This is a genomic window from Pseudomonas fluorescens (assembly GCF_902497745.1).
In the GTDB taxonomy this organism is placed as follows: domain Bacteria; phylum Pseudomonadota; class Gammaproteobacteria; order Pseudomonadales; family Pseudomonadaceae; genus Aquipseudomonas; species Aquipseudomonas fluorescens_BM.
Map to the genome: position 1 here is coordinate 64,318 of NZ_CABVHJ010000001.1, position 11,733 is coordinate 76,050.

Here is an 11,733-nt window from a genome sequence, read left to right on the forward strand (position 1 = left end):
TGCTAAGGGAAAACGCATGGATTTGATACTCGACCTGCTCGCCACCGTCTCCCGCTGGAGCCGCAGCAACCTCTCGGAAATTGCCCTGGCCTTGGTGGGCTGCCTGCTGGTGCTGTTCGGCGCTGATTTCAAAGGCTGGGTCGAGCAACGCCTGGGCAGCATCGCCGGTGCCTTGCGCGTGCCATTGATGGCGCTGCTCTGCGTGATCGGCAGCGGCGCGGCGCTGATCTATGCAACGCCGTGGGTGATCAAGGGTTTGAGCCAGTTCAACAACTACAGCCTGGCGCCAGTGCTGCTGGTAGTCCTCGTGCTCATCGGCGTAGTCGCCGACCGCCGCTGACTCCGCAAACACCCCAAAACAACTGTGGGAGCGAGCCTGCTCGCGAATACGGTGTGTCAGTCAACATCAGTGTTGAATGAACATCCGCTTTCGCGAGCAGGCTCGCTCCCACAGGTTTTATTGCGTGATGCTTAAGCGAGTTTTTCGAACTTCAGGTCCCACACGCCATGGCCAAGACGTTCGCCGCGGCGTTCGAACTTGGTGATCGGGCGTTCGGCAGGGCGGGGTACGCACTTGCCGTCTTCGGCGAGGTTGCTGTAGCCCGGGGCGACGTTCATCACTTCCAGCATGTATTCGGCGTACGGCTCCCAGTCGGTGGCCATGTGCAGAATCCCGCCAACCTTCAACTTGCTGCGCACCAGTTCAGCGAACGAGGCCTGAACGATGCGACGCTTGTGGTGACGACTCTTGTGCCACGGATCCGGGAAAAACAGCATCAGGCGATCTAGGCTGTTGTCGGCGATACAGCGGTTGAGCACTTCGATCGCGTCGCAATCGTAGACCCGCAGGTTGGTCAGGCCCTGAGTCAGCACGCCATTGAGCAGCGCGCCAACACCCGGACGGTGAACTTCGACACCGATGAAATCCTGCTCCGGCGCCGCCGCAGCCATTTCCAGCAGCGAGTGGCCCATGCCGAAACCGATCTCCAGCGAGCGCGGTGCCGAACGGCCGAACACTTGATCGTAATCCACCGGCGCGTCGGCCAGCGGCAGTACGTACAGCGGCGCGCCCTGATCCAGACCGCGTTGCTGGCCTTCGGTCATGCGCCCGGCGCGCATCACGAAACTCTTGATGCGGCGGTGTTGGCGCTCGTCGCCTTCTTCCGTCTGGATAGGCGTGTCGTTCGATTCAGTCATCAATGGCTCTTACTTGATCAGACCATCCAGCGGCGAAGAGGCGCTGGCATAGAGTTTTTTCGGCATACGGCCAGCGAGGTAGGCCAAGCGGCCTGCAACGATGGCGTGTTTCATGGCTTCGGCCATCATCACCGGCTGCTGGGCGTGGGCGATGGCCGAGTTCATCAGCACCGCATCGCAACCCAGTTCCATGGCGATGGTTGCGTCGGACGCAGTGCCGACACCGGCATCGACCAGCACGGGAATCTTGGCTTCTTCGAGGATGATCTGCAGGTTGTACGGGTTGCAGATCCCCAGACCGGAACCGATCAGACCGGCCAGCGGCATCACTGCGATGCAGCCGATTTCTGCCAGTTGCCGGGCGATGATCGGGTCATCGCTGGTATAAACCATCACGTCGAAGCCTTCTTTGACCAGCGTTTCCGCAGCCTTGAGGGTTTCGATGACGTTGGGAAACAGGGTTTTCTGATCGGCCAGTACTTCCAGCTTCACCAGGTTGTGGCCGTCGAGCAGCTCACGGGCCAGGCGGCAGGTGCGCACAGCTTCGATGGCGTCGTAGCAACCGGCGGTGTTCGGCAAGAAGGTGTAGCGCTCCGGCGACAGCACATCGAGCAGGTTCGGCTCGCCTTCGATCTGGCCCAGGTTGGTGCGGCGCACGGCGAAGGTGACGATCTCGGCACCCGAGGCTTCGATGGCCTGACGGGTTTCTTCCATGTCACGGTACTTGCCGGTACCAACCAGCAAACGCGACTGGTAAGTACGACCGGCCAGCACAAAAGGCTTGTCGCTACGAACGATGCTCATGGGGAATCCTCTTTAAGGGTGAGGGTCTTGCAGAATTCTGTGCCCTCGCGGGGCGGGCGATCAGCCGCCGCCGATGGCGTGCACCACTTCGACGTTGTCACCGTCATTGAGCGTGGTGTCGGCATGCTGGCTGCGCGGGACGATATCCAGATTGAGTTCGACTGCCACCCGGCGTCCGGTCAGTTCCAGACGGGTGATCAGGGCCGCAACGGTTTCACCGTCGGGCAGTTCAAGGAATTCGCCGTTCAACTGAATGCGCATGCGCAACGCCGCCATCGTTTTTAGGGGCTGGCATTCTAGCCCGATCATGACCTAAAGGTCAGCACCAAGCGTCAAGCGGTTGGTTGCAAGCGCCAGGCGGCGAGCCCAAGGCAAACCCAACCGGCCAGAAATGCCAGGCCACCGAACGGGGTGATGATGCCGAGCTTGCTGATGCCGGTGGTGGTCAGCACGTACAGACTGCCCGAGAACAGCAGAATTCCGATGGTGAACGACACGCCGGCCCAAGCAACCAGCCGCCCCTGAATCTGCGTGGCCAACAGCGCCACACCAAACAGCGCCAAGGTGTGCACCAGTTGATAGGTCACGCCCGTGTGGAAAATCGTCAGGTACTCGGGTGTCAGGCGGTTTTTCAGGCCATGGGCGGCGAACGCACCCAAAGCGACCCCGGTGAAACCGAAAAAAGCAGCCAGCATCAAAAAGCCACGCAGCATTGGGAACTCCAGTCAGACGCGATCGGCAGGGTCTGTATAATGGCCCGCTCCACCGGTTCGGCCAAGCCATCTCTATGCTGCGTACTATTTTCCGTCGTCTCACGAAGGCCCTGCTCTGGTTCGCCGGTGGCAGCGTCTTGCTGGTGCTGGTGTTTCGCTTCGTGCCGCCGCCGGGCACGGCGCTGATGGTCGAGCGCAAGATTGAATCGTGGGTCGACGGCGAGCCGATTGACCTGCAGCGTACGTGGAAGCCGTGGGACGAGATCTCCGACGATCTTAAAGTCGCGGTCATGGCCGGAGAGGATCAGAAATTCCCCGAGCACTGGGGTTTTGATTTCAGCGCAATCCAAGCAGCACTGGCGCACAACGAGCTCGGTGGATCGATTCGCGGCGCCAGCACCTTGAGTCAGCAGGTGTCGAAAAACCTGTTCTTGTGGGCGGGGCGCAGCTATCTGCGCAAAGGCCTGGAGGCGTGGTTTACCGCACTGATCGAGGTGTTATGGCCCAAGCAGCGGATTCTTGAGGTGTATCTCAACAGCGTCGAGTGGGATGACGGGGTGTTTGGCGCCGAAGCCGCAGCCCGCCATCACTTTGGTGTGAGCGCGAAGTCGTTGTCACGGCAGCAGGCGAGTTATCTGGCGGCTGTTCTGCCCAATCCGCGTGTCTGGAGTGCCAGCCATCCGACCGCTTATGTCTCGCGGCGGGCCGGGTGGATTCGGCAGCAGATGAGTCAGTTGGGTGGGGATAGTTATCTGTTGGGGCTCAACGATTCGCGCCGGGCACCGTGGTCTCGATAACCAGTCACGAATCTTCCAAACCCTGAAGACCCCCTGTGGGAGCGAGCCTGCTCGCGAAAGCGGTGTACCAGAAACATCAATGCAAACTGACACACCGCTTTCGCGAGCAGGCTCGCTCCCACAGGGGCCAGTATGTCCGCACAAATGAAAACGCCCCGATCATCGCTGATCGGGGCGTTTTTTATTGCCTGCTCGCCGGTTATGCGGCAATCGACAACTTGAGCTTGTTCATCGCGCTCTTCTCGAGCTGACGGATCCGCTCGGCTGACACGTTGTACTTCTGCGCCAGGTCGTGCAGCGTGGCTTTCTCTTCTGCCAGCCAGCGCTGGTAGAGGATGTCACGGCTGCGCTCGTCCAGCACTTCCAGGGCTTCGTGCAGGTTGCTGTTGGAGTTGTCGCTCCAGTCGGCATCTTCCAGTTGACGCGCCGGGTCGTACCGGTGGTCTTCCAGATAGTTGGCCGGCGACTGGAAAGCGCTGTCGTCGTCGGCTTCAGCAGCCGGGTCGAAGGCCATGTCATGGCCGGTCAGACGACTTTCCATCTCGCGCACTTCCCGTGGCTCAACGCCGAGGCTTTCCGCCACACGGTGGACTTCCTCGTTGTTCAGCCACGCCAGACGTTTCTTCTGGCTGCGCAGGTTGAAGAACAGCTTGCGCTGGGCCTTGGTGGTCGCGACTTTCACAATGCGCCAGTTGCGCAGGATGAACTCGTGAATTTCCGCCTTGATCCAGTGCACGGCGAACGACACCAGACGCACACCCATTTCCGGGTTGAAGCGCTTTACGGCCTTCATCAGGCCGACGTTACCTTCCTGGATCAGGTCAGCCTGAGCCAGACCGTAGCCGGAATAGCTACGGGCGATATGTACAACAAAACGCAGGTGGGCGAGCACCATCTGCCGAGCCGCCCCCAAATCCTGCTCATAGTAGAGACTCTCGGCCAGTTCACGCTCCTGCTCCGGCGTCAGCAATGGAATGCTGTTGACGGTGTGCACGTAGGCTTCCAGGTTCGCACCCGGAACCAACGCATACGCAGGTTGCAAAGAATTGGTCATACGAAAAAACCTCCCACTTACATACTCGTGCCTCTCGGCACTGCGAAAAATTGACCGGGAATTCAAGTGCAAGTTCCCAAAAAAACCGCGAGGTCAATCACGCGCAAAAAAGATTCTACTTCGGCGCCAGCTCCCTGAGATGGCGTGCGACTGCAATCCATGCACCGATATAACCCAACAGCACCGCGCCAAGCAAGAGCGACAGACCGTCGGCAACTGGCACTCCGGCCAGCGCGAAATCACTGCCGTACAAGCCGGCCAGCCCAACCACCGCATCGTTCAGCCAGTTCAGGCCGAACGCCAATACACCCCAGGACAACAGTCCCGCACCGAAGCCATATAGCGCGCCCATATAAAGGAAGGGACGACGCACATAGCTGTCAGTGCCGCCGACGAGTTTAATCACTTCTATCTCGGTGCGGCGGTTTTCAATATGAAGACGAATGGTATTGCCTATCACCAAAAGTAATGCAGAAACCAAAAGCACCGTCAGACCGAAAACAAAACGATCGCCAAGCTTGAGGATGGCGGCCAGACGCTCGACCCAGACTAGATCAAGTTGCGCCTGTTGTACCTTGGGCAGCTCGGAAAGTTTTTGTCTTAATGCTTCCAGGGTTGGCTTGTCGACTTCGTTCGGCGTCACCAGCACTACGCCCGGCAACGGGTTCTCCGGCAGCTCGCGCAGGGCTTCGCCCAGTCCGGACTGTTGCTGGAACTCTTCCAGCGCCTGATCACGGCCGACATATTCAGCATCAGCTACGCCGGGCATGTCTTTAATCTGTTCACGCAACGACTCGCCCTGCTCCGGGCTGGCGTCGAGTTGCAGGTATAGCGAGATCTGCGCCGCACGCTGCCACGAACCGCCGAGACGCTCGACGTTGTTGAGCAACAGCGAAAGGCCCATCGGCAGGCTCAGCGCGACCGCCATCACCATGCAGGTGAAGAAGCTGCCGATCGGTTGCTTGCCGAGACGGCGCAGGCTGTCGAGCAGGCTGGCGCGATGGCTTTCGACCCAGGCACGGAACAGCGTGGCGAAGTCCGGGCCATCGTCTTCGTCGTGTTTTTTCTTCTTCGGCGGCTGCGGATCGGCGGCTTTCGGGGCCACGCGCTCGGAAACCTTCGGACTGCGTGTCGCACTCATTCTCCGGCCTCCCCGTCGCCAATCAATCGGCCGCGTTGCAGGGTCAGCATGCGGTGACGCATGCGCGCGATCAGTGCCAGGTCGTGACTGGCGATCAGCACGCTGGTGCCCAGACGGTTGATGTCTTCGAAGACGCCCATGATCTCGGCCGCCAGACGCGGGTCAAGGTTACCGGTCGGTTCGTCCGCCAGCAGCAAGGCCGGGCGGTGAACGATGGCGCGGGCAATGCCGACGCGCTGTTGCTGACCGGTGGACAGATCGCCCGGATACAGATCGGTTTTATCCGACAGTGCCACGCGCTCCAGCGCCGAATCGACACGCTTGGCGATTTCGGCCTTGGACAGCCCGAGAATCTGCAGCGGCAAGGCGACGTTGTTGAACACCGTGCGATCGAACAGCAACTGGTGATTCTGGAACACCACGCCGATCTGCCGGCGCAGGAACGGAATCTGCGCGTTGCTGATGGTGCTCAGGTCTTGCCCGGCCAGCAGCAGCTTGCCGCTGGTCGGACGTTCCATCGCCAGCAACAGGCGCAACAACGTGGATTTACCGGCACCGGAGTGGCCGGTGACAAACAAGAACTCGCCACGACGGACTCGAAAGCTCAGCTCATGCAAGCCGACGTGACCGTTCGGGTAGCGTTTACCGACCTGTTCGAAACGAATCATGAACGCTCCCGCTCGGCAAACAGTGCCTGGACAAAGGGTTCGGCTTCAAAGGTACGCAAATCGTCGATGCCTTCACCGACGCCGATGTAGCGGATCGGCAGGCCGAACTGCTTGGCCAGGGCGAAGATCACCCCGCCCTTGGCGGTACCGTCGAGCTTGGTCAGCGCCAGGCCGGTCAGTTCGACGGTCTGGTTGAATTGCTTGGCCTGGTTGATGGCGTTCTGGCCAGTACCGGCGTCGAGCACCAGCAGCACTTCGTGCGGCGCATCGGCGTCGAGTTTGCCGATTACGCGGCGAACCTTTTTCAGTTCTTCCATCAGGTTGTCTTTGGTGTGCAGACGACCGGCGGTGTCAGCGATCAACACGTCGATACCGCGAGCTTTGGCAGCTTGCACGGCGTCGAAGATCACCGAAGCCGAGTCGGCGCCAGTGTGCTGGGCGATCACCGGGATCTTGTTGCGCTCACCCCAGACCTGCAACTGTTCCACGGCAGCGGCGCGGAAGGTGTCACCGGCGGCCAGCATGACTTTCTTGCCCTCCAGCTGCAGCTTTTTCGCCAGTTTGCCGATGGTAGTGGTCTTGCCGGCGCCGTTGACGCCCACCACCAGAATCACGAAAGGCTTGTTCTGCGAGGTGATTTTCAGCGGCTGTTCGACCGGTTTGAGCATCGCGGCCAGTTCGGCCTGCAGGGACTTGTACAGCGCGTCGGCGTCGGCCAGCTCTTTGCGGGCGACCTTCTGAGTCAGACGCTGAATGATTTGCGTGGTGGCTTCGACGCCGACGTCGGCGGTCAGCAGACGGGTTTCGAGGTCATCGAGCAGATCGTCGTCGATGGTTTTGCGGCCGAGGAACAGGCTGGCCATGCCTTCGCCGATGCTGGCGCTGGTTTTCGACAGACCTTGCTTGAGGCGGGCGAAGAAACCGGCTTTGGTTTCTTCGGTGCGCGGGGCTTCGACTGGGGCCTCGGCAATCACTTCAACTGGAGTAACAGGAGCAGCGACAACCGGTGCAGGTGCAGATGCAGGCTCGGGCTCGGGCTCCGGCTCCGGCTCCGGCTCGGGCTGTTGGACAGCTGGCGCAACAAACACGGGCGCAACAGGCTCGACAACAACCGGCGCAGGCTCGACAACCGGCTCAACCACCTGCGCCGGAGCAACCTCTGGAACGAATGCAGCAGGCGCAGGAATCTCTGGGGTGATGTGCGGCGCCGCCTCTTCAACCAACGCGACCGGCTCTTCCGCCACTGGTAAGGTCAGCCACGGCTCGGCCGCCGGGGTCAGCGGCAATTCCGCCGCCACTGGCACTTCCGGCTCGGGCACAGGCTCTGGCTCAACCGGCTGCAACACCGGCTCGGCAATCGGCAGCACGATCGGTGCCGGCTCTTCTTCTATAACCGGAGCAGGTTCCGGCGCAGGCTCAGGAATCGCGGGCGGCTGTTCGACGACGGGTTCCTGCGGTTTCTTACGCAGCCATCCGAACAGGCTTTTCTTCTCGCCAGCCGCAGCTGGGGTCTTCTTGTCGTCGTTGGAACCAAACATGGAGGACGGCTATCTCACGGTAGCGACGCGCCATAAGGGCGCCCCGGCAAATAAATATTCGATGCAGAACAGACTGTGTTTCATCCAGCTTGTTCACGCGCAACATTTTGTCGAGGTGCCACAGGCACCTCAAAGGTCGTTTTCACGAAGGTCTAAACCGGTAAAAATCGGCGAAAACGCGGAGTTTAGTAAGTAAAACACTGCTTTGCGCCGCGAACCCATTCAGCCTGATCAAGTTCCAAAACCTGATAGGCGTGGTCGCCGGTAAAACGGATCAGTATCCTAGCACCTCCTCGCCCGCCTAGGCTAAGACCAAGCGGGCAGCCCAACAGGTTAAAAAACGAATGAATGCTCTAGCCCGCCGCGCTGCAGGCCTGCTGCTCAGCACAGTCTGCCTGCCCCTTTCGGCCCTGGCGGCCGACCCGCAACCAACCCACGAATTCACCCTCGACAACGGCCTCAAGGTCGTTGTGCGCGAAGACCATCGCGCGCCGGTGGTGGTTTCGCAGGTCTGGTACAAGGTCGGTTCCAGCTACGAAACCCCGGGCCAGACTGGTCTATCCCACGCGCTTGAGCACATGATGTTCAAGGGCAGCGAGAAAGTCGGCCCCGGCGAAGCGTCGCTGATCCTGCGTGATCTGGGCGCCGAAGAGAACGCCTTCACCAGCGACGACTTCACCGCTTATTACCAGGTGCTGGCTCGCGACCGTCTGGGCGTAGCCTTCGAACTGGAAGCCGACCGCATGGCCAATCTGCGCCTGCCGGCCGACGAGTTCGCCAAGGAAATCGAAGTCATCAAGGAAGAGCGCCGCTTGCGCACCGATGACAAGCCGATGTCCAAGGCTTACGAGCGCTACAAGGCCATGGCCTACCCGGCCAGCGGCTACCACACGCCAACCATTGGCTGGATGGCCGACCTCGACCGCATGAAGGTCGAAGAGCTGCGCCACTGGTATCAATCCTGGTATGTGCCGAACAACGCCACGCTGGTGGTGGTCGGCGACGTGACCCCGGACGAGGTGAAAACCCTCGCTCAACGCTATTTCGGCCCGATCGCCAAGCGCGACGTACCACCGGCGAAAAAACCGCTGGAACTGGCCGAGCCCGGCGAACGCCAGATCACCCTGCACGTGCAGACTCAGCTACCGAGCCTGATGCTCGGTTTCAACGTGCCAAGCATCGCCACGGCTGAAGACAAACGCTCGGTCAACGCCCTGCGCCTGATCTCGGCGCTGCTCGACGGCGGTTACAGCGGGCGCATTCCGACGCAACTGGAGCGCGGTGAAGAGCTGGTTTCCGGCGGTTCGTCGAGCTACGACGCCTACACCCGTGGCGACAGCCTGTTCACCTTGTCGGCAACCCCGAATACGCAAAAGAAAAAGACCATGGCGCAAGCCGAGGCCGGTCTGTGGAAGTTGCTGGAGCAGCTGAAAACCACCGCGCCGTCCGCCGCAGAACTGGAGCGCGTGCGTGCACAAGTGATTGCCGGCCTGGTCTTCGAACGTGATTCGATCACCAGCCAGGCCACCGCCATCGGCCAACTGGAAACCGTCGGTCTGTCATGGAAACTGATGGACACCGAACTGGCCGATCTGGAAAGCGTGACCCCGCAAGACATCCAGAACGCCGCCAAGCTGTATTTCACCCGCGAACGTCTCAGCGTCGCCCACGTCCTGCCACTGGAGACGACTCATGAGTAAGCGCAAATCCCCACGCCTGCTACTCGGCCTGATCGCCGTGGCGGTAATCGGCTCTGCCGCGCTGTACCTGACGCCAGGCGCTGACAGCAATGCCAGCGAAGCCCTCGACAACGCCAAGACCAGCCAAAAGCTGCAATCACTGGCTGAGCTCGACGGCAAGGCCCCGGCCAGCCGCAAGCTTGATGTGCAAACCTGGAACACCGCCGAAGGCGCCAAAGTGCTGTTCGTCGAAGCGCATGAGCTGCCGATGTTCGACATGCGCCTGATCTTCGCCGCCGGCAGCAGCCAGGACGGCAGCGCATCGGGTCTGGCGGTGTTGACCAACGCCATGCTCAACGAAGGTGTCGCCGGCAAAGACGTCGGCGCCATCGCTCAGGGCTTTGAAGGCCTGGGGGCGGATTTCGGCAACGGTGCGTTCAAGGACATGGCGCTGGCCTCGCTGCGCAGCCTGAGTGCTGCCGACAAACGCGAACCGGCCTTGAAGCTGTTCTCGGAAGTCATCGGCAAACCTACCTTCCCGGCCGACTCGTTCGCGCGCATCAAGAACCAGATGCTCGCCGGTTTCGAATACCAGAAACAGAACCCCGGCAAACTCGCCAGCCTCGAGCTGATGAAGCGCCTGTACGGCGATCACCCGTACGCGCATTCCAGCGACGGCAATCCGCAGAGCGTTCCGAAAATCACCCTAGAGCAATTGCGTGAGTTCCACGCCAAGGCTTACGCCGCTGGCAATGTGGTGATTGCGCTGGTCGGTGACTTGTCTCGCACGGAAGCCGAGGCGATTGCCAATCAGGTCTCCTCCGCGCTGCCGAAAGGCCCGGCGCTGGCGAAGATCGCTCAGCCGCAGGAACCGAAGGCCAGCATCAACCACATCGAGTTCCCGTCGAAGCAGACCAACCTGATGCTCGCGCAGTTGGGCATCGATCGTGACGATCCGGATTATGCGGCGCTGTCGATGGGCAACCAGATCCTCGGTGGCGGCGGTTTCGGCACGCGCCTGATGAGCGAAGTGCGCGAGAAACGCGGCCTGACCTACGGCGTGTACTCGGCATTCAGCCCGATGCAGGCACGTGGGCCGTTCATGATCAATCTGCAGACTCGCGCGGAAATGAGCGAAGGCACCCTGAAACTGGTGCAGGACGTGCTCGCCGACTACCTGAAAACCGGCCCGACGCAGAAGGAGCTCGACGACGCTAAACGCGAGCTGGCCGGCAGCTTCCCGCTATCGACCGCAAGCAATGCCGATATCGTTGGCCAACTTGGCGCCATGGGCTTCTATAATCTGCCGTTGAGCTATCTGGACGACTTCATGCGTCAGTCGCAGAGCCTGACTGTGGAGCAAGTCCGCGACGCCCTGAACAAACACCTGAGCACGGACAAAATGGTCATCGTCACCGCTGGCCCGACCGTGCTGCAAAAGCCGTTACCGGCCCCATCTGATAAACCTGCCGAGCAACCGCTCGGGGTTCCGGAGCACTAATGGCTACCCGATCGCCTAAAAAACCTGCGCAAAACGTCCACAACGGTGTGAACCAGTTGCGCATCATTGGCGGCCAATGGCGCAGCCGCAAACTGAGCTTCCCCGACGCGCCGGGCCTGCGCCCGACGCCGGACCGCGTGCGTGAAACCCTGTTCAACTGGCTGGCGCCGTACGTTGAAGGGGCCAAGGTACTCGACCCGTTCGCCGGCAGCGGCGCGCTGTTTCTCGAAGCACTGTCCCGCGGCGCGGCCATGGGTCAGGCGCTGGACGCCAGCAACATCGCCGTCTCCAGCCTGAAGGAACACCTCGGCACCCTGCGCTGCACCAACGGTCAGGTGCAGACCGCCGACGCGCTGCGTTATCTGGAAACCCAGACCGCAACACCGTTCGACCTGGTGTTCCTCGATCCGCCGTTCAACCAGAACCTGTTGCCGGCGGTTTGCGCCCTGCTTGAGGAGCGGCTATGGCTGGCTGACGACGCGTGGGTGTACACCGAAAGCGAAACAGCACCTTCGACCCTCGGCCTGCCTGCCAATTGGCGCCTGCACCGCGAACAGAAGTCTGGTCGCGTGTATTACGCGTTGTGGCAGCGCAACGCCTGAAAAATCCGCGTCACGTGCGGTAGATAGTTACCGCACCTT

General features: G+C 60.9%; 13 protein-coding genes. 5 read left to right on the plus strand and 8 right to left on the minus strand.

Annotated elements, in window-relative coordinates; genetic code table 11:
• The first annotated feature begins 16 nt into the window (after window positions 1-16).
• A complete protein-coding gene (locus F8N44_RS00320; protein ID WP_007913629.1) occupies window positions 17-340 on the plus strand; it encodes a DUF3392 domain-containing protein in 324 nt (107 codons plus the stop codon).
• A 131-nt stretch (window positions 341-471) separates the two neighbouring features.
• Here F8N44_RS00320 and trmB read toward each other — a convergent pair whose 3' ends face one another.
• The 4 genes from trmB to F8N44_RS00340 all read right to left on the minus strand — a co-directional run bounded on the left by trmB (window position 472) and on the right by F8N44_RS00340 (window position 2,714).
• Complete coding sequence (trmB, locus tag F8N44_RS00325) at window positions 472-1,197, minus strand: tRNA (guanosine(46)-N7)-methyltransferase TrmB (protein WP_150648899.1); 726 nt, start codon at window positions 1,195-1,197, stop codon at window positions 472-474.
• 9 nt (window positions 1,198-1,206) lie between these two features.
• Window positions 1,207-2,001: a thiazole synthase gene (locus tag F8N44_RS00330; protein ID WP_007913621.1), complete on the minus strand. Its 795-nt coding sequence runs from the start codon at window positions 1,999-2,001 to the stop codon at window positions 1,207-1,209.
• Between the two features lie 60 nt (window positions 2,002-2,061).
• A complete protein-coding gene (gene thiS, locus F8N44_RS00335) occupies window positions 2,062-2,262 on the minus strand; it encodes a sulfur carrier protein ThiS (protein WP_191630837.1) in 201 nt (66 codons plus the stop codon).
• Window positions 2,263-2,333: 71 nt separating this feature from the next.
• On the minus strand, window positions 2,334-2,714 hold the full coding sequence (locus F8N44_RS00340) for a DUF423 domain-containing protein (protein ID WP_150648900.1): 381 nt from the start codon (window positions 2,712-2,714) through the stop codon (window positions 2,334-2,336).
• 74 nt (window positions 2,715-2,788) lie between these two features.
• On the opposite strand from F8N44_RS00340, the gene mtgA reads away from it, so the two are divergent.
• Window positions 2,789-3,511, plus strand: coding sequence for a monofunctional biosynthetic peptidoglycan transglycosylase (gene mtgA, locus F8N44_RS00345; protein WP_150648901.1), 723 nt, complete (start codon window positions 2,789-2,791; stop codon window positions 3,509-3,511).
• A gap of 199 nt (window positions 3,512-3,710) precedes the next feature.
• Here the strand turns inward: mtgA and rpoH are convergent, their stop codons facing one another.
• The 4 genes from rpoH to ftsY all read right to left on the minus strand — a co-directional run bounded on the left by rpoH (window position 3,711) and on the right by ftsY (window position 7,912).
• Entirely contained in the window at window positions 3,711-4,565 is an 855-nt protein-coding gene (rpoH, locus tag F8N44_RS00350) for an RNA polymerase sigma factor RpoH (RefSeq protein ID WP_007913617.1), read from the minus strand.
• Window positions 4,566-4,680: 115 nt separating this feature from the next.
• On the minus strand, window positions 4,681-5,706 hold the full coding sequence (ftsX, locus tag F8N44_RS00355; RefSeq protein WP_150648902.1) for a permease-like cell division protein FtsX: 1,026 nt from the start codon (window positions 5,704-5,706) through the stop codon (window positions 4,681-4,683).
• Entirely contained in the window at window positions 5,703-6,374 is a 672-nt protein-coding gene (ftsE, locus tag F8N44_RS00360; protein WP_008065082.1) for a cell division ATP-binding protein FtsE, read from the minus strand. The genes ftsX and ftsE overlap by 4 nt, the downstream gene beginning before the upstream one ends.
• Window positions 6,371-7,912 carry a signal recognition particle-docking protein FtsY gene (gene ftsY / locus F8N44_RS00365; RefSeq protein WP_150648903.1) on the minus strand — a complete coding sequence of 514 codons (1,542 nt, stop codon included), beginning with the start codon at window positions 7,910-7,912 and terminating at the stop codon, window positions 6,371-6,373. Before ftsY ends, ftsE begins: the two co-directional genes overlap by 4 nt.
• A gap of 344 nt (window positions 7,913-8,256) precedes the next feature.
• On the opposite strand from ftsY, the gene F8N44_RS00370 reads away from it, so the two are divergent.
• Genes F8N44_RS00370 through rsmD form a run of 3 tightly spaced genes read left to right on the plus strand, consistent with a single transcriptional unit; the run spans window position 8,257 to window position 11,694 of the window.
• Window positions 8,257-9,612, plus strand: coding sequence for a M16 family metallopeptidase (locus tag F8N44_RS00370; RefSeq protein WP_141126259.1), 1,356 nt, complete (start codon window positions 8,257-8,259; stop codon window positions 9,610-9,612).
• Window positions 9,605-11,092, plus strand: coding sequence for a M16 family metallopeptidase (locus tag F8N44_RS00375; protein WP_150648904.1), 1,488 nt, complete (start codon window positions 9,605-9,607; stop codon window positions 11,090-11,092). Before F8N44_RS00370 ends, F8N44_RS00375 begins: the two co-directional genes overlap by 8 nt.
• A complete protein-coding gene (rsmD, locus tag F8N44_RS00380; protein ID WP_150648905.1) occupies window positions 11,092-11,694 on the plus strand; it encodes a 16S rRNA (guanine(966)-N(2))-methyltransferase RsmD in 603 nt (200 codons plus the stop codon). Before F8N44_RS00375 ends, rsmD begins: the two co-directional genes overlap by 1 nt.
• Window positions 11,695-11,733: the final 39 nt, after the last annotated feature.

Bases quoted from the DNA above. Each gene is read 5' to 3' on its own strand.
- F8N44_RS00320 (WP_007913629.1), top strand. From the start codon at position 17: ATGGATTTGATACTCGACCTGCTCGCCACCGTCTCCCGCTGGAGCCGC.
- trmB (WP_150648899.1), bottom strand. From the start codon at position 1,197: ATGACTGAATCGAACGACACGCCTATCCAGACGGAAGAAGGCGACGAG.
- F8N44_RS00330 (WP_007913621.1), bottom strand. From the start codon at position 2,001: ATGAGCATCGTTCGTAGCGACAAGCCTTTTGTGCTGGCCGGTCGTACT.
- thiS (WP_191630837.1), bottom strand. From the start codon at position 2,262: ATGCGCATTCAGTTGAACGGCGAATTCCTTGAACTGCCCGACGGTGAA.
- F8N44_RS00340 (WP_150648900.1), bottom strand. From the start codon at position 2,714: ATGCTGCGTGGCTTTTTGATGCTGGCTGCTTTTTTCGGTTTCACCGGG.
- mtgA (WP_150648901.1), top strand. From the start codon at position 2,789: ATGCTGCGTACTATTTTCCGTCGTCTCACGAAGGCCCTGCTCTGGTTC.
- rpoH (WP_007913617.1), bottom strand. From the start codon at position 4,565: ATGACCAATTCTTTGCAACCTGCGTATGCGTTGGTTCCGGGTGCGAAC.
- ftsX (WP_150648902.1), bottom strand. From the start codon at position 5,706: ATGAGTGCGACACGCAGTCCGAAGGTTTCCGAGCGCGTGGCCCCGAAA.
- ftsE (WP_008065082.1), bottom strand. From the start codon at position 6,374: ATGATTCGTTTCGAACAGGTCGGTAAACGCTACCCGAACGGTCACGTC.
- ftsY (WP_150648903.1), bottom strand. From the start codon at position 7,912: ATGTTTGGTTCCAACGACGACAAGAAGACCCCAGCTGCGGCTGGCGAG.
- F8N44_RS00370 (WP_141126259.1), top strand. From the start codon at position 8,257: ATGAATGCTCTAGCCCGCCGCGCTGCAGGCCTGCTGCTCAGCACAGTC.
- F8N44_RS00375 (WP_150648904.1), top strand. From the start codon at position 9,605: ATGAGTAAGCGCAAATCCCCACGCCTGCTACTCGGCCTGATCGCCGTG.
- rsmD (WP_150648905.1), top strand. From the start codon at position 11,092: ATGGCTACCCGATCGCCTAAAAAACCTGCGCAAAACGTCCACAACGGT.